A 17,042-nucleotide genomic window follows, 5' to 3' on the forward strand; every position below is an offset into this window, starting at 1 on the left:
CGAAATCCCCTGGTAAACCCAGCCAGATCCGCTCAACTTCCCTGACGCGGATAGCTTGGTGATGGACCGGTGGATCATTTTCGGGTACAGACACCCGCGCGCTTCACTTTTTGGTTAGCTACTTTCACCTTTGTATCTAAAATAACGGCCCATCGAGCGCATTGGCCTATCGCTAAGTTGTTCATCTTCAGCGCTGCAAGCCGTTTGAAGACAACGGTTCGTGGAACGCTCTCTCCTTTTCGATGAAACGGATGGAATTACATCCCAAGTTAGGAGGGGCATCGGATGGAGAACCCATTCCTGTTTGACCATGCCAGCCCAGTCCGAGCAGCGGCCCTTTTACCTATAGGAGTCGCATCGGTCACGCAAGAACACTCTGCCGGCCCGCGAGCCGTTGATTCCGTATCGCCGCGCCCGGCGATGACCTTCCTGAATGACGAGGTCTACGCGCAACTCCACGGCGTTGCCGTTTCGATTCTGGCATCACAAGAATTGCGAGCGACAATGTCTGCCGGTGACTTATTGCACGATGCACTGCTGCGTCTATCCGGGAGCGCTAAACCAATCCTTTGCTTCGATCTCCACCACTTCACGGCTCTAGTCGTCCGGCTCATCAAGCGGGCGCTGCTCGATCACCTAAGACGGTCCAGGACGCGGAAGTGGTCAGAAGGTTGGCAAGTCGTCCCACTGGAGTCTGTGGTGTTGGAATCCAGAGAATTTCATTGGGAGATGTTTGAGGTCCGGGAGGCGCTACAGAATTTCGCACGGTTCAACAAGCGTGCGGGCATTGTCTTGAGCAAACGCGTTTTTCAGGAAGCACGCATTCACGAGATAGCGAATGAACTAACCGTATCCGTTCGGACTGTGAAGCGAGACCTCCGTGTCGCGCGTAGGCGAATCTATCCGGAGCCTTCGAATCATCGACAGAACAAACGCGCGAGCTGAGGGTGGGTTGGAGCCGGCCATCTGACCGCGAGCGGAGGCGCTCGAACTTCTGGCAAGCCGTTTGCCGAACTCTACCCGACGAGAAGAGTTGAGGGGGTGTCAACGTCGCAAGCGGGTTTGAACCACGATTCTGCGAACCACGCTGCGGAGAGGCGCGGTCTAACCGCAACGCAATCTCCCTTTACTGAAAGCTGGAAGCGGCGGCATCGTATTCGACCAATGAACGCGGCATGAACGTTATCGGCAATCAGTCGATATCAATATCGTCACCGAAGAATTCGCGCCAGTGTCAGTTCCGGGTCCCGTGAGGGCGCGGACTGTTGCCGGTCGTAGACCCCCTTGCCGCTCCCATCTTACAATCGCCATAACATCAGAAAGCGAGGAATGAAAGTGGACAACCGCGCGGCAAGCCTAAAACGCCCGTGTAGTAACGCGCCTCCCATCCGAATCGCAACCAGCCAAGTGCGATCAAAAGACAAAGCCAGCCTTGCGCGCAGACCCAGATCGTCTCCGTGCCTTTCCAAGTTTTTTCTCAAAACGAAATAGGACTCTGCGACGTCCTGCCCGCGGGCGAGATTGCCCGCGCTCGCCTGGCCGGAATGCGAGCGGAGATCAATCAGCGGCCGCTCGTAATATAGAAATCGTATCTTTCGAATCGCCCGTAAGAGCCAGTCGTAATCACCGCAGTGCGGAAGGCTTGAATCAAAAGGAATGGCTTTAAAAACCCGGGTTCTTGTAAGGGAGCCACTGATTTGCCAAATGCAACCCCGCTGCAAAACGCTGTACCAGGAGGGACAGCCGGGTTGAATTACCTCGATTCTCGCTGTGTCTAGACCACTTCGCGTTCGATTCCCTTGAGCGTCAATAATATCTTCGTTCGCCCATAAAGCATCTATGGCCGGATGCCTGTACGCTAACTCCATCGCAGTCTCAAGCCAGTTTGGCTTCGCCCGGTCGTCCTGCATAACGATTCCAACCCATTCTTCCTGAATCGATCTCATGGTCTGAGCCAATGTCGCGTAAAGACCAATGTTCCTGTCATTCTGCGCGACGACTCGCTGAGCATGCGGTAATGAGGCGATTAGGCCCCATGATTCGTCAGAGCTACTATCATCGACCACATAGAGACGCCAATCGATGAAGGTTTGACTATAGATTGACAGAATTGCTTCTCGGAGATAGTTCGCCCCGTTGAATACAGGAAGGATTATAGCGACTTGCGCCATACACCACGTTGAAGTCCGCTCAAAGTAAGGTCTGTGACCCTGCGCTCAGGTACTATCGAACGCTTTCCATTATTCCGAAACATCGGTGATGATGTCAACATTGTGTTCTAAGTCGTTCAAGGGTTAATTTGCTCACGGCGCAGGCGATTCTACAGGAAGCAGTTCACGAACCCGCGACTCAGTATCGGAAGCCAATGCGAGGGTTTTCGGAATGCGAGTCGTAAGGGACTGTCAATGGCGGTCAACAGTACCGATGCGACGGAGGCGAGGCGTGCGAAAATGTACCCTTAACGGTCAGGCATGGAACAAGTCGCGAATCAAGATCTGGAACGGGCGGGAAGCGCGCGAACCATACCATCGCTTGACGGGCTGCGCGCATTTTCGATCCTGCTTGTTATCTTTGCTCATGCCCAGGGTACGCACGGGTTCCCCTCGTGGATTCCACAGGCAGTGGCGGACCATGGATCACTCGGGGTCCAGATTTTTTTTGTTATTTCAGGGTTTCTTATCACCTCGCTTCTAATCGGCGAGCAGACCGCGACAGGGAGCATTTCGCTGGGTCTATTCTACGCTCGAAGAACTTTACGAATCTTTCCACCGCTCTATCTATATATAGCTGTTCTTGCGCTAGCTACCTGGATCGGTATCTTGCACGTACCGCCATTGAAATTCTTGCTTGCGGCGACGTATACGATGAATTATGCGCCCCTTTCTCTCTGGGTGACTAACCACCTCTGGTCCCTCTCGGTCGAGGAGCAATTCTACCTTGTGTGGCCGTTCCTCATCAAGCTCCGGGGACTGCGGCAAGCCTTGTGGATCGCGTTCTTTGTGGCCGTCTTCGGCCCTCTTACCTGCTTCGGCGTCTATCTGACTAACCCGCACATCGGAGGTTCCATAACAATGTTCTTCCCGTTTGTCGAGAACGGCATAGCGGCGGGCTGCGTCCTAGCGGGAATTCTGCCGTGGCTCCGACGCCAACCATTCTTTAAATGGTTCGGGACCCCCTCCGGAGATCTCGTAATTCCTCTTGTATTGCTCCTCGACTTGGGAAGAAATCACCCTCGTGTTCATTTGGGGTTTACCGAGATCGCGCTAAATGTGTGTATCTGCTACGCGCTGGTCCGCCATACAGAGTTTCCGGGTGGATTCGCAGGCAGGATTCTTAATAACCAAGGCGTCACGTTTATCGGACGTCTGAGTTACTCGCTCTACTTATGGCAACAGATTTTTATGAATCCCACGGATCTGAGGCAAACATTCCTGATCAACGTCGCGGCATCGTTCGGCTGTGCGTTCGTATCTTACTTTTTTGTCGAGCGGCCGCTGGCGGGCATGCGGAAGCGCTTGCATCCCACTGGGTTTTTGAGGCGTCCGAGTAGAACGGATCAAATTACTGAAAGACCATCCGGCTCTCTTGAGAATAGTTTTGAAAATTGCTAAAATGTGCGTTCTGCCTAGCTTTGCGGATCCTTTACATTCAATATACCGACCCGGCGCTCTATCCGCCGCTTGAACACAGCTCCCGGTTCTTCGCGGAGCGCGGATGGGAAGTTATGTTCCTCGGTGTTGGCGCGTGGGGCGCGCCTGAGATTCAGTTCGCGTCACACCGCGATATTACCGTTCGGCTGTTGGCGTTTCGCGGCCCCGGCCCGTTGCAGAAACTTCACTATCTTGTCTTCTGTTCCTGGATAGTAGTCTGGATCATCGGCTGGCGGCCCAAGTGGATCTATGTATCGGACGCGCTTGCTTGTCCCGTGGCGAGGCTAGTTAGCTGGATACCCGGGCTTCGGACCATCTACCACGAGCATGATGCGCCGGGTAAGCGCGATGGCGCGAGCGCCCTTGTGATGCGCAGCAGGACAGCGATTGCGCGAAAGGCATACCTGAACGTGTTACCGAACGAGCAACGGATCGAGTCCTTTCGGCTGGAGACCGGAACGGAACGGGACATAAAGTGTGTCTGGAACTGTCCGCGGCGGGATGAGATTGCCCCGGCCCGCCCGGTAGATTCAAGCGGCGATATATACATCCTCTATCATGGGTCGCTCGTTCCGGAACGTTTGCCTATCACGGTTCTCGTCAGCCTGGCGAGTCTTCCTGACAATGTTAAATTGCGGGTAATCGGTTACGAAACGATCGGAAGCTGCGGTTACGGTGCTATACTCCGCGAAAAGGCCCACGAACTTAAGATTTCGGACCGAGTGGAGCTTCTGGGATCGATGCCGCGTTCTAAGCTCTTCGGTTATGCCCGTAAGTCGGATATCGGACTCAGCCTAATGCCGATGACAACAGACGACATTAATATGCGCGCGATGACAGGAGCGTCGAACAAGGCGTTCGACTATCTAGCGTGCGGCTTGGCCCTGCTGGTTTCCGATCTCGCTGACTGGCGGTCATTTTTCGTTGACCCCGGCTATGCGCTAGCCTGCAATCCGAACAACGCGACAAGTATCGTGGAAGCTCTGGGCAAGTACGTCAGCGATCCGCATAGCCTGCGCGCGATGGGTGAGAGGGGACGCCGGCGCATAGCAGCCGAGTGGAACTATGAGACGCAATTCGGGCGCGTCTACGAGGCAATGGAGGCTGAACGCGCGTGAGTCCCCATCCAAGGGAGCCTGACATTCCTTTCTTCTCGATTTGCATTCCGCAGTACAACCGGACGCCATTTCTGATAGAAGCGTGCCGGGTATTGTCCCAGCAAATTTGCAAGGATTTCGAGCTCTGTATCTCCGACGATTGCTCACCGGAAGGTCGGCACCAGGAGATTATCTCCAGTCTCGAAGAACTTGGGTTGACCTTTACTTATCGTCAGCAAGAGATGAACGGGAGATATGACCGGAATCTGAGAGCAGCGCTCGGGTTAGCGCGGGGCCGTTACTGCCTCTTGATGGGCAACGACGATTGTCTGAAAGACACCGGTGTTCTGGAGCGCCTGAAACGGCGGCTTGAACGGCAGCCTGATACAGGTGTCGTCTTGGCGAACTACGAGGAGTACGCTGAGCCCACACAATACAGACGAGTCACTCGGACCCAAACCACCAAGGGCAGCGCAGATCTCGCCGCTCGAGTCTTTCGAAATTTCAGTTTCGTGAGCGGGATTGTGCTTCGGCGCGATCGGGCGCTTGCTCATGCGACGAACGCGTGGGATGGCAGCGAGATGTACCAGATGTACATCGCGTCCCGCATTCTTGCGGAAGGATTTGATCTTCTCGAGGTCGACGAGATAGCGGTCCGCAAAGGTATCGCGCTAGAAGGACAGACTGTAGACAGCTATGCTACAAAGCCCGTTGAAAATCCCTGCCCAATTAAAGAACGCAGTCTACCTTTTACGCGTATCGCCGGGCTAGTTTGCAGTGCCATAGATCCATACTCACGGGGGCGCCGGACGCGTCTAGCGATGTCTGTGTTCGGGCAGATATTGTGTTTCACTTACCCATTTTGGATTTTAGAGTATCGCCGTGTGCAGTCGTGGCGGTACTCAGCCGGCATCTGCATTGGGATGCGGCCTCGTAATCTATTTCGGGATTACCGCCCGCCTTTCTTTGCGCGGTCTGTCTTAACTTGTCTTTACGGCGTGGTTAGCGCCGCGGGGCTAATTCTGCCGCAGGCTCTGTTCTTCCGCAGTGTACCCGAACTACGTCGTTTCGGAAAGCAGCTCTTCAGATCTCCTCTCGCGTCGTTTCATGGTTTGTAAAGACCTTCTGATGATCGGGAATCGCGGCGGCAGTAATGTCGGCGAGAGTTTCGAACGAGCGGCTCGTAGCTTACATCTGGATTATGTCTTTCTCAACGCGAACGATGCGATGAGCGGGCCTCCGATCTATCGAAAGGTCTTCTGGCATCTGTTGGGACGTCGGCCGGTTGCTTTGCGCCGCTTCAGCAAGGCGGTGTTGGATACTTGCCGCGAAGTGAGTCCGCGAGTTCTGCTGACTACCGGGATGGCGCCGATTGACGCCTCCACACTTAGCGCCATTGGGAAGATAGGGATCAAACGTTGCAGCTTTTTGACTGACGATCCGTGGAGTGAATCGGCCCGCAGTTCGTGGTTTTTGCGAGCACTGAAGCAGTACGATTTCGTATTCAATCCGCGTCAGCTTGCCCGAGCAGACCTTGAGTCGCACACCAAGGCGAGAGTAATCGATCTACCGTTCGGATTAGACCCCGAACTGTTTCACGCGCCCCGTACTTATGGGGGAACGGCGAATTACGCGAGTGACGTCTTTTTCGCGGGCGGGGCGGATCATGATCGTGTCCCTTATATCGCCGCGTTGCGTAGCGGAGGACTAAGCGTCGGGGTGTACGGCAGTTACTGGGAGCGGTTTGCGGAAACCCGCGACATCGCGCGCGGGCGGCTTACGGTCGAGGAGTTACCCCATGCGATAGCCGCGGCAAAAGTAGGCTTATGCCTCGTCCGCCGGGCCAATCGGGACGAGCACTGTATGCGGACTTTCGAACTACCCGCGGTCGGCTGCTGCATGCTTGTGGAAGATACCGATGACCACCGCAAGCTCTTCGGTCCCGAAGGACGGACCGTTCTTTACTTCAGCGAGATTTCCGAAATGGTGAGCAAGGCGCAATGGCTGGTGCAAAACGATGCCGAGCGCAAGCGTCTAGCCGAGGCAGCTCACGCTGTAATCACGGCTGGTCGTCATACCTACCGGGATCGCCTGGAGACCATTCTCAACGAGATTGCAGCCCGGCCTTAGAAAGGGCAAGGCTGTCAATCCAAGCCGTCCCGGCGAGGTTTGAGTCGAAGCGCAAGGATGGCTTCCGAACGACGCGAATTTCTAGCACCCTGGTTTCGCCAGGGACAACGATCTCCCGCGTGATCTTCGTCCACGGCTGCGTGCCGGTCACCCCGTCCGTTAGTAAGTCGAGGCGATGGGGGCCTTCGGGGTCGAATATCCGAAAGCGAATCCCCTCGTCAGTGGTTAGCTTTGCCGCACGAACATACGCTTCAAATCGATAAGTTCCGGGTGGAACAAAGGCTTCCTGCCGAACCTGCTGATAGTCGACGTTTTTCTTGCCGTCGAATCGTAGGCGCAACGATCGATTACCAGTATGGGCTACGGTAGCGTCTTCGGTAACTTCGACGTCGTCGCGAGGTTGGATCTCCCAATCCAGTATAGGTCCAGCTGGTTCTGTTTCGAAGCCGCCGTTGTAGATCCAGTTGGTGGCAAGATAGCCATCGGAGTTCGGACCAAGGTAGCTCTTCCAGGCATGCGCGGCCTTTGCGTAATCGGCGTTGTTCCAGAGAACCGCCGTGTAGTCACGGGCGAGGCGATTATCGGCATATGACCGCCCAATCATCCACTTCCACAAGGTTAACGCTTCATCGAATTCACCGGCGCCTAATAGATAGCGCATGTAAGCGCCGGCCGATCTGCTGTTTCCAGCCAGTCCGCTCGCAATGACGCGTGCGGCTGGAATGCGATGCGAGATGTACCAGTCGAATATCGGTGAATCGTAGGTTGCCGTTTTGGAGAGAAGTCGCGCGGTCAGGCCGATCGCCATTTCGGCGCTTCCCCGGTCAGCTTCGAAAGAGGCGACGCGGATTAGGACTGGTGGGACGAATGGCCCAAATTCAAGTGCGCTCGAATAGCTAGACTGCGCCTCCTTTCGGCGGCCGGAGGCAGCGAAACTCTCGCCTAAGTCGCACCACTCGAAAGGAGAGGCAGGGTTTGCGCGCACGGCGCGTTCACGGTCACTGATCGTAAAGGCGGCTGCTCCAGCGTCACAGAGACCCAACCCGCAGAAGACCGCATGGGCGCGCGGATTCGCCGCATAGTCGGTTTCGGACACGATCCACAAGGACGCGCAGAGTACGGCGATAATACTGAGGGTAACGGCTGCGATTTGCGGGAATAGAGTACGGAAGCGGGAGCGTGGAAGGAGACAAAGGGAGGCGAGCGGCAAGCCGGCGGAGATACCAAGAATCCACGCGAATACTACCGCGTTAGCTGGAATATATAGGTTGAAATCAGATAGGCTGTGAAGCGCGATAGCACTGAATGCACCGGCGCAGGCGCATGCCAGGTATCGATTCCGGTGTCCGTTGCGAGGGGCCGCACGGAACGGCCGCAGCGCAATCGGTGTAGTCACAGCCGCAAGGATCAGGAACCCAACGATCCCCAGTTCAGCGAGGAGCTGAAGGTAGTCGTTATGAGCGTAGATGAAGGTCCGTTCAATAACACTAGTCTGATATCGCAAGAATGCCGTGCCGTAGTTACCTAAGCCGGCTCCGAAAACCGGGAAGGCTGCGATCAGATGAGTAGTATCTATCCAGATTGGCCAGCGTCCTTCGCCCGCGTTCTGCGAAGAGGTGAGGACCCGACCGAACCGCGCTACCAATTCATCAGACGGAAGAAACACCAGGCATACGAGGCAGAGGGAGGCAATGGCACCTATGGCAAGCCAGCGTCTCGATCTCTTAAGACTTAACAGTGACCATAGACTACCCGCAACAAGGAGTCCGGCAAGTCCCGATATCAACCCCATCTTCGACTGGCAATCGACCAGGGCCAATAGCATGGCTGCTAAAGCGACGCAAAGGGCGCCTGCCCCGCCAAAGCGGACCCAACGAACACTATCGGCGCCCAAAGTAGCGGCGGAGAGTATCCCCATGGCGGCAAACGGAAGCGCCATCTCGATTAGCCCGGCTAGATGGTTTCGATTGACGTAAGTCCCCGTGGCTTCAGCGCCCTGCAGGCTTTGAGTTATCGCCAGAAACGCTTCCGCCGTGGCGATACAAATCAGGGGGATTGCCGTGAGCCAGGCATTCCGGCTCAGCGATCGCGCGGTAAGTTCCCGGATAAGCAGAAAGACAAGCAGATATCCGAGAAGGCGAAGGAGGTGCGCGAACGTTACGGAAGGGTCCAGCGCGAGAGGGGAGAAGGCGGGGGCAAGCCCGACGCTCTTCAGAGCACCGAGAACGGCGCCGTACCCTGGAGAGACTGCCGGTAGGATTGCCGCCGGCAGCGGCAATAGCTGCAGGGCCACATATCCAAGCGGGAGTAACGGGGCAAATTGCCCGATTCGACTGGGAGAAAGGTTCGCGGACCCACCGGACAACCAATAGACAAGCGACGCGACCCCAATACCGGCGAGCGAGAGATTCCAGTCGAGGAGGGCGGTCGCGCCTGACCGAAAGACGGCGAAGGCCAGGGTAAGACCAAGAACTCCGAAAACGCAACAGACCCGCAGCGCCGGCCAGTCCAAGAATGAAGCGGGTCCCGGAACTTCCGGGCCCGCGCTGAGAACTCTCCTAGGCGCCGGAACGAGCCGGCTGGAAACCCGCATTCAAGTTTGACCAGCGCTTAGCGGGAGACCGGTAAGGTCAAGCCTTCGAAGCGTAGCATCGAGCTTTGTAGCAGACTGTGCCTTTCGGGCAGCAAACACCGCTAGCACAACAAGTCTCTCCGGAACTGCACGCGATGGTGCCGCAGCACACACTGCCGGCCGCAGCGCAGAACGGGCTCGCAGTACTTCTGCAACATATCTGCGTCGCCAAGCAGGAAGCCGTTCCGCAGCAGATTTTGGCTTTGCTGATGCAGTGAGTGGAAGCGCCGTAGGTACAGCATTTCTCCGTTGCGGTAGTGCAGCAGGTGGTTCCGCAGGCGGTTTGCAAATTACTGCACGGGGGACCCTGAGCCGCGTAGAGTCCGGTAGTCTTGCCGAGAACGCCACCGGCGAAAACCGCGCCGGCAAGTTTCAGCGCGTTGCGCCTTGGCATGGGGCTTGCCAGAATGCGGGAAATATCGTCGAGAAAGAAGCTCATACTGTCTTAGTCCTTTCGTTGTTGTAAAGCGTCTTGGGCTAATATTTTGATCGCGTCGACGCCAACTGCGACATCCTTCCGGATGAGGCCGTCTTCGCCGATTAGGAACGCGACGGGGGTGGTGAATATCCCGTACTCTTTGGAAAGCTTCCACTTATCCTGCAGTACTACGGGGAAACTGATTCTGTGCTCTTCCGCTTTGCGCCGATTCTCCGCGGCGTCGCCCCGGCCAACCATCACGAAGCCGAGGCCGTTGTTAGCATGTGCGCGATGCAGACTTGCCAATTGGGGAGCTAGCTCGTCGCACGGACCGCAATGCGGATCGCTAAACACAAGCAAGAGTGGCTTGTGGCGGAAATCTTCGAGGGAGACCATGCGTCCTTCCAGATCGGGAAGCTTGAAGGACGGCGCGGGCGTACCGGCTTTGAGCCCATCGCGCATAATCCGGCTCTGAGCGAGCGGCTGACTCCCCGGCAGGGCGCGGCCGGAAGCCGGCCTGAACCGTTGGATCAACTCCGTGATCGCGTCAGCGCCCACCGTCAAAGGCGAGGCAACACGTCCTTCAACGTCGAGAAGATAGGCCGCGGGTGTGCCCGGGGTTTCGAAAGGCTTCGGTATCTGAGTCGCGTCCGGCATCAAGAGCACAGGCCAGTTCAGTTTCTGGTCCGCCACTAAGCTTCGGTTTGCTTCCGCGCTTCCGTGAGCAAGGAGCACGATTTGAAGTGCGTCGTTATCTATCGGAAGGGCCGCCAGGTCAGGCGCAAGTAGCTCGCAGTAACCGCAGGCCGGATTCCAATTGACTAGAAGAACGTGCTGCCCGCGATAGTCTTCCAGCGCGACTTCCTTGCCCTCCAGGCTAGTTAGCTGGAAGGGTGGGAAGACTTCGCCCAGGGGAAGACCCGGCTGGGCGATTGCGTGTCCTTGCGGATAGGTAGCGACGGCTTCGATGGCATCGAGGCGTATGAGAATGCGGCCTTGTTGCTTCAGGAGCAGATAGATGCCCCCCCAGAAGCTGGCGAGAATGAGTATCAGGAGTGAATCGACAAACATAGCTTAGTTATTGCCTCGCAACATTTGGCAGCCGTATTTTCCGGCCACGCGAATGGCGTGGATCGGGAAGTAGAGGGACGACAGCAACGCGGGAAGGCGCAGCAGCGAGTAATCTTCCTCGTTTGGGCTCCAGATCAAACGCGCGATTGAAGTCAGCCGGTCGCGAAGGCGTTCCCGGGTCCGGAGGAATAATCGATATTGGGTGAATGCGCTTACTTCGTCTTGGCGGTTAAACAAAGAACGGCTGGCTTGACGACTGATCCGAATTGCGGGGGCATCGGCGCGGGCTTCTTTAAGAAAAGCAGCGGGAAGGGGTACGTCCAATACGTCAGATGCCAGCAACAGGCCTACGCGGAGAATTCGGAGTGCGCCGCTCGCGCCGGCTTGCTTCGAGAGTTCAGGCCAATTGATTTCGTTTCCGTGCTTTACCAGCAAACGCGAAATGTCGCAGACGTAGATCAGTTCGGCCCATGAGTGTTTCGCGCCGTGAATGCAGAGCATCAACAACAGATCGGCGGTTGAGAGACTGAGGACATCGCGGCCAAAGAAAGGAACTCGTTCGGCGCGCCGCCAGATCGCTTCATAGTCCAGAGGCAGGCAATAGGAAGACGGGAGGAACGATTGGTGGATTTCAATCGGGATCCTACTTGATGGACTGGTGAAGTGCAGCTCGTAGCGGGACCGAAGATAGGCAGCGCGTTGATAGCTATCGGAAGGTAGATCGGTCGGGTATCCCGCCGCGACCAAGGCCTTACCCGCGCGATGGGCGTCTTCCGGCCGCACGAGGATATCCAGATCGCAAGACTCACGAACGGTCGCGTCGGCGTATAGAATCGAGGACAGCAGGGGACCTTTGAAAGGGATAGCTTCTATCCCGCTGCGGTCGAGTACTTCGAGTACCTTTAGTAGCTCACGTGTAAGAAGAAGATTCCAGCGTACTCTTTGACGCGTATCGGCTTTGTGCGCGCCGACCTCGGCGAGTCTATTTAGACTGGGGCTGACCCGGTGCGCGGCGGCGCAGTTTCGCACGTACTGCCAGTCAAGATCGCCGACAGGAGCTTGCGCGCAGCTCACGTCAGGGCAGCCCACGAACTCGCGGGCGCAGCGCAAAACGAACTCGTCTTCGGGACGGGTGGTTAGAAGCTTCGGCATTCCTAAGTTGAAACTAGAGATGAATCTGTACCAGGTCGTGACGAACAGCGGCGCGGAGCATCATGTTGGCCGAAGGGATGCCGGTGCGGGCGTAAGACTTTTCGCAGTCCTGAACGGAGGGACCGCGCATATCTCCAGCCATGTAAGCCAACCCGGGACAGCGGGTGCATCCGCCGACGTGCGAGCAGGTGGAACAAACCGGAAGCTCGCGGGGGCGAATGGAACGGACATCATTCATCGCCGGGGAGTAGCGCCAGATATCGAGGAAAGCCTGCTGACGGACATTACCGGTAGGTAATGGGAACTGCACGCACGGGAAAACGTCGCCGTAGGGGGAAATGTAACAGTATGTGTGACTCGCACTGCAGGGGAGTTCGTCGAGGACATCGCTATCGACCGGCGGCGGCGGAGCGCAAAATTCGGCGATGTCCCCAACCAGCGTTTCATCGTGCATCACGGCCTTTAGTTCGCCGATGCCGATGCCGAGCCCGAGGATCGAACGGTCGCCATCCATCTTAGGAGTAATGGTAGGATCGATGGTCGATTCCACGCCCAGTTCACGCGCCAGGAGGCGGACGCCGGGATAGTCTCCGAAATTCTGAGCCATTAGGACGTTGGCGATGATAACTTTGACGCCGCGCGCCTTCAAACGCCGAATCGCTTCGATAGAGCGCTTGAGCGATCCGGGAAGCTTCGTAATAGCATCATGAACTTCCGGGCGATGCGAATAGATACTCACCTGAATGGATTCGACACCGAGATCACGGAGACGGTCGGCCTGCTTCTCGCCGATCATGCAGGCATTGGTCTTGATGCGGACGCAGAAGAGATGTTTACGAGCGTGCTCGAGGATATCGAAGAAGTCACGGCGCATCAGCACTTCGCCGCCGCTAAGAGTCAGGAAGAAGGTACCGGCGGCGGCGAGCTGGTCCAGTACGCCGCGGATCTCCTCTAGCGTCATCTCACCGTGATCGTCATGATCCAGGTAGCAATGCACGCATCGCTCATTGCAGCGGTAAGTAACATCCAACTGAACGCCAAGCGGGATGTTCAAGCTCGCCGCGCGGCTATTCATGGATTGCAGTAAAGCGCTCATTGGGCTTCTTCAGTGAAGTTCAGGATGCGGTGCCCGGCGAGTTCACTTAGAAAGCTTTCGACATCCGCGCGAGCCTCATCGGGTTCAACATCGAACTCCTGACAGACGCGCTGGACGATCTCGGAAACCGGCGTGTGCCCGTCGGCGGACTGCCAGATTAGCGCTCCCGCTTCGTTGAGGCTAAAAAGAGTAGCATCGCGCGGAGACATGATCATCATCTCGTCGCCTAGCATTCGGGCGGCGATCTGGTTACTGCGGGCTGGATAGACGTTCATCGAATTAACTCCCAAACGCGATTATCAGGCGTAAAGATCAACTTACTAACTGGAACGGTATTGGCGAAATCGAGCGCGGACTGAAAAACCATCCGCACCAAGGCTTCGTCGTGAGCAAAGAAAAGGATGTTACGGAGAAGCTTGCGGGCCGCTTCGACCGGCTGGATCGGTTCGATGCGATTCTCGGGACCTTGAACCAGGAAGTAAAGCGCTTCGAGCGGCGCGGATAGGTTCACTCCGATACGGGCTAGTTCGCCGGCGAACGGGGTTCCGCAGGCTTCATACCCGCTCTTGGTTCTGCGGACGTAAGAAATTTCGTCTGTAAGTACCTGGGCATCGGGAGGAGCTAGCCGCGAGATGGTGGTTTTGCCGGCGCCGGACACACCGGAAAACAAGAACGCTTTGCCGTTACGGACAGCGCTTGCGGCGTGAACAAGCAAGCCACCGTGCTCTGCCAGCAGCAGCGAATGGAGGATGCGAAGCACGCCGTCAATCGAATACGGATTGGAGCTTTGCCGGACCCAACCGTGACGGCGGACCGGGTCGCACTCGGCGTGAAAATCGCCGCGATCCAGAATCCAGCGGCCATGTTCGACGCGGACAGTCAGATCTTCATCCTCATAAGTAGTAACTGAGGGGATTAGTTCGACATCGAGCTCGAAAACCGGGTCCAACGCGGAGTTGACAAAGCTACCGTAGCGGTCTTTGAGTAAGTCGGAGAACTCGGAGCTATCCGTGCGGACCACCACCGGCAGGCCGCCGATGCTGATGGAGATTTCAAAAGCCACTGAAGCCAACGCAGTCAAATTTGCACCATCCTAGCAAAATAGAGGGCGGCGCGGGTACCGAACTCCGTGCGTTGGAAGACTGCCGCTAGCATTCGGGCAAATACCGTCTGACGAGGGGAGATGAGGCGGCCGCGGCGCTCAATCGCGGTGACTAACCCGAGAATGGCTGTGCGAGGAAGGAGCCTATCGGGGTAACGGAGCCGGTCGCCGCGCGTGATGAGCATGTCGCCGTAGCTTCCGACGATGCGATGGGTAACGAGGCGGCCATGATACTCAAAAACGACGACCTCGCCGGTCCGGATTGGGCGGTCCGGGCGGCTTATTTCAAGCAAATCGCCAGGGCGGATCGCGGGGAACATACTGCTGCCGTTGACCGGCAAGCGAATTTTTCCAAACGAAGTCAGCACCTCGGTCGCGAGCTCCAGCTTGAGGGTGTTAGTCATTAGTGAGAGCCGGTTGTGCAGAGTTGTGCATGCTGCGCGCATAATCCATCAAGGTTGGCCCTGGCTTGTGCATAATTAGGCTTAATTTTGAGGGCTGCCTGATACTCGGAGAGGGCTTCGGGCAAACGGCCCGGCATCTGGGCAAGAGCGCGTCCTAGATTGTTGTGGGCTTCGGGGGAATTCGGCTTGGCCCTCAAGGCGGCCTGGAATTCGGCGATCGCCTCGGACTGGCGGCCGGGCATTTGGGCCAGCGCGATCGCCAAACCGCTGAGCGCGTCGGGGTTGTTGGGCTGGGCGGCTAAAGCGGCGTGGAACTGATCGAGAGCTTCGGGCCGGCGGGCGGGGTTTTGCGCAAGGACGCTGCCCAGGTTGATGCGGAATTGTGCATTATTGGGCTGAATCCGAACCGCATCCTGAAACTGCGCGACCGCTTCGGCATTGCGGCCGGGCGCCTGGAGCAAGGCGACGCCGAAATCGTTGTGGAGTTGGGCGTCGTCCGGTCTCAACTGAATTGCGATCCTGAACTGGTCGAAGCTTTCGGAAAGGCGCTTGGGATCGCGGGCTAGCGCGTTCGCAAGATTCTGGTGCGCTTGCGGGAGCTTCGGATCGAGACGAATGGCGGTTTCGAGTTCTTTGATGGCGGCGGGCATGTGACCGGGCACGCGAGCCAGCGCGTTGCCGAGGTTGTTGTGGGCTTCCGCGTCATCCGGCTTCAGATCGAGGGCGGATTGGTATTCGCCGATGGCGTCCTTTAAGTGGCCGGGCTGCTTCAATTGTTCGATACCCAGATTGTTGTGCGCCATGAAGCTAGCGGGATTTCGGGCTAGCGTGGCGCGATAGAGCGTTCCGGCATCGCGATAGTTAAAGCTTTGACGCCAGGTGAGGACACCTAAGATCGCGAGTAGGATGACGGGAACGGCGGTATCTGCCGGCTTACCGAGGCGGCTGACACCCGAGATCAGGGTGGAAGACAAAGGAACGATCAGCGCCAGGCTAGCAAGGTACTGGAAATGATCGGCGACGTAAGAGAACAGGAACGGGTAGACGTTGACGAAGCCTAGGACCGGGATGAGGGTCACGATAAAGATCGCGGCGGCGGCGAGCGGGCCGCGTTTGCCCCGGCGAGCTATCATCGCCAGCGCAATTAGGATGGCGATGACTCCGAGCGGATAGAGATATTGCAAGGGAGCTTTGGGATCGAGGTTCCAGTGCGGGTAAGTGAAAATCAGGTTGGCGGGCCAGAGTAACTTAGCTGCGTAGAACCAGATGGCGCGTCCGGCTAAAAGGAAGCGCTGGATGGCGTTTAGCGAAAAGGCCGGCCCTTGCGCGCCGATTAGGGTTCGTTCCACCCAGGCGGAGAAGAGTCCGGCGGCGAGGCTTAGTGCGGTCCAGGGGAGTAACGGGCCGATATCGCGCTTCCAGTTGAGGCGGCCCCGCTGCCACCACAGGATTACTAACAACGCGAAGGGAAGTATCGCTGTTACTGACTTCGTCAGCAGCGCCATCACAAAGAGTACGGAGGCCCAAGCGTACCACTTACTTTGGCGCGTGCGGTCGAACTTCAGATAGATCAGCGCCGAAGCCAGACAGAAGACAGCGGAGAGCGTGTTTTTCTGTTCGGAGATCCAAGCTACCGATTCGACGCAGATCGGGTGCAGGGCGAATACTAAGCCGGCTAGCCATGCGCCGGGTAGCTTGAGGAAGCGGACGATAGCTACTACGAGGCAGGCAGCTAAGGCGTGCTGCAGCAGGTTCGCCAGGTGATAGCCGAGGGTGGCATTGCCCCAGATGCGGTGTTCGATCCAGAAGGCAGTGTGGAGTAAAGGATAGTATTGCTGGGTCGCGCCGGGGGAGAACCAGATGCGAAAGAGCCCGTGGAGGGATTGAAGAGCGGGCGCGGTGACGTGGGAGGTATCGTCCCAGAGTAGAGTGCCGCGGAGGGAGGGCCAATAGGCCAGGAGAACGGCGGCGGGGATGAAAAACCAGTGCCACACGGAGACACGGGGACGCGAGGAAACCGCAACAGGTGGGTGCGGAACCGCTGCGACGCGGGGCCGCGGAGGAGCGGAGACAGGGAGACGCGAAGAGGCGTTCATGGCTGAGACATCGCCCGTTGGAGGTTTCGCTGGGCTTGGGGGTCACCGGAGTTTAGGGCCAGCGCGGCGCGGAATTCGGCGATAGCGTCGGCGCGGCGTTCGGGAACGTATAGCAGGACGACACCGAGATCGTTGTGTGCTTGCGCGTCATCGGGGGCAAGGCGCAGCGCCGTCTCGAATTCGGTGATGGCATC

Annotated in this window: 15 protein-coding genes and 1 pseudogene; 6 read left to right on the forward strand and 10 right to left on the reverse strand. The window is 57.2% G+C overall.

Features of this window, described 5'->3' with window-relative positions; genetic code table 11:
* Positions 1-420 precede the first annotated feature (420 nt).
* Positions 421-945 carry an ECF-type sigma factor gene (locus H1Y01_RS19825; protein ID WP_180538041.1) on the forward strand — a complete coding sequence of 175 codons (525 nt, stop codon included), beginning with the start codon at positions 421-423 and terminating at the stop codon, positions 943-945.
* A gap of 353 nt (positions 946-1,298) precedes the next feature.
* On the opposite strand, the gene H1Y01_RS00010 is transcribed toward H1Y01_RS19825, so the two are convergent.
* Positions 1,299-2,171 carry a glycosyltransferase gene (locus H1Y01_RS00010; protein ID WP_180538042.1) on the reverse strand — a complete coding sequence of 291 codons (873 nt, stop codon included), beginning with the start codon at positions 2,169-2,171 and terminating at the stop codon, positions 1,299-1,301.
* A gap of 300 nt (positions 2,172-2,471) precedes the next feature.
* On the opposite strand from H1Y01_RS00010, the gene H1Y01_RS00015 reads away from it, so the two are divergent.
* The 4 genes from H1Y01_RS00015 to H1Y01_RS00030 are packed head-to-tail and all read left to right on the forward strand — an operon-like array spanning position 2,472 to position 6,877.
* Entirely contained in the window at positions 2,472-3,611 is a 1,140-nt protein-coding gene (locus H1Y01_RS00015; RefSeq protein ID WP_180538043.1) for an acyltransferase family protein, read from the forward strand.
* Positions 3,612-3,631: 20 nt separating this feature from the next.
* Positions 3,632-4,768 (forward strand): glycosyltransferase family protein, encoded by a 1,137-nt coding sequence (locus H1Y01_RS00020; RefSeq protein WP_219341134.1) that lies wholly within the window; start codon positions 3,632-3,634, stop codon positions 4,766-4,768.
* Entirely contained in the window at positions 4,765-5,865 is a 1,101-nt protein-coding gene (locus H1Y01_RS19830; RefSeq protein WP_180538045.1) for a glycosyltransferase family 2 protein, read from the forward strand. The genes H1Y01_RS00020 and H1Y01_RS19830 overlap by 4 nt, the downstream gene beginning before the upstream one ends.
* A gap of 10 nt (positions 5,866-5,875) precedes the next feature.
* On the forward strand, positions 5,876-6,877 hold the full coding sequence (locus H1Y01_RS00030) for a CgeB family protein (RefSeq protein ID WP_219341135.1): 1,002 nt from the start codon (positions 5,876-5,878) through the stop codon (positions 6,875-6,877).
* Here H1Y01_RS00030 and H1Y01_RS00035 read toward each other — a convergent pair.
* Positions 6,852-9,389, reverse strand: a complete 2,538-nt coding sequence (locus H1Y01_RS00035) for an O-antigen ligase family protein (protein WP_180538047.1) — start codon at positions 9,387-9,389, stop codon at positions 6,852-6,854. The two genes, H1Y01_RS00030 and H1Y01_RS00035, sit on opposite strands and share 26 nt — an antisense overlap.
* Before the next feature lie 158 nt (positions 9,390-9,547).
* Here H1Y01_RS00035 and H1Y01_RS00040 point away from each other — a divergent pair, with 158 nt between their 5' ends.
* Positions 9,548-9,727, forward strand: a complete 180-nt coding sequence (locus H1Y01_RS00040; RefSeq protein WP_180538048.1) for a hypothetical protein — start codon at positions 9,548-9,550, stop codon at positions 9,725-9,727.
* A 227-nt stretch (positions 9,728-9,954) separates the two neighbouring features.
* On the opposite strand, the gene H1Y01_RS00045 is transcribed toward H1Y01_RS00040, so the two are convergent.
* The 8 genes and pseudogenes from H1Y01_RS00045 to H1Y01_RS00080 form a co-directional block, all read right to left on the reverse strand.
* Positions 9,955-10,998: a TlpA disulfide reductase family protein gene (locus tag H1Y01_RS00045; protein WP_180538049.1), complete on the reverse strand. Its 1,044-nt coding sequence runs from the start codon at positions 10,996-10,998 to the stop codon at positions 9,955-9,957.
* Positions 10,999-11,001: 3 nt separating this feature from the next.
* The gene (locus tag H1Y01_RS00050; RefSeq protein ID WP_180538050.1) at positions 11,002-12,150 is read right to left on the reverse strand and encodes a nucleotidyltransferase domain-containing protein; all 1,149 of its coding nucleotides are present in this window, start codon (positions 12,148-12,150) and stop codon (positions 11,002-11,004) included.
* A gap of 13 nt (positions 12,151-12,163) precedes the next feature.
* Positions 12,164-13,246, reverse strand: a complete 1,083-nt coding sequence (locus H1Y01_RS00055; protein WP_180538051.1) for a radical SAM/SPASM domain-containing protein — start codon at positions 13,244-13,246, stop codon at positions 12,164-12,166.
* The gene (locus tag H1Y01_RS00060; RefSeq protein WP_180538052.1) at positions 13,243-13,521 is read right to left on the reverse strand and encodes a PqqD family protein; all 279 of its coding nucleotides are present in this window, start codon (positions 13,519-13,521) and stop codon (positions 13,243-13,245) included. The genes H1Y01_RS00055 and H1Y01_RS00060 overlap by 4 nt, the downstream gene beginning before the upstream one ends.
* The gene (locus tag H1Y01_RS00065) at positions 13,518-14,309 is read right to left on the reverse strand and encodes a hypothetical protein (RefSeq protein ID WP_180538053.1); all 792 of its coding nucleotides are present in this window, start codon (positions 14,307-14,309) and stop codon (positions 13,518-13,520) included. Before H1Y01_RS00065 ends, H1Y01_RS00060 begins: the two co-directional genes overlap by 4 nt.
* A 14-nt stretch (positions 14,310-14,323) precedes the next feature.
* On the reverse strand, positions 14,324-14,752 hold the full coding sequence (locus H1Y01_RS00070) for a S24/S26 family peptidase (RefSeq protein ID WP_180538054.1): 429 nt from the start codon (positions 14,750-14,752) through the stop codon (positions 14,324-14,326).
* Positions 14,752-16,848: a tetratricopeptide repeat protein gene (locus tag H1Y01_RS00075; protein ID WP_219341136.1), complete on the reverse strand. Its 2,097-nt coding sequence runs from the start codon at positions 16,846-16,848 to the stop codon at positions 14,752-14,754. The genes H1Y01_RS00070 and H1Y01_RS00075 overlap by 1 nt, the downstream gene beginning before the upstream one ends.
* Positions 16,845-17,042 (reverse strand): annotated as a pseudogene (locus tag H1Y01_RS00080) (tetratricopeptide repeat protein); the annotation flags it as partial. The gene H1Y01_RS00075 and the pseudogene H1Y01_RS00080, both read right to left, overlap by 4 nt.

Source organism: Nevskia soli, assembly GCF_903970205.1.
GTDB lineage: Bacteria > Acidobacteriota > Terriglobia > Bryobacterales > Bryobacteraceae > Bog-113.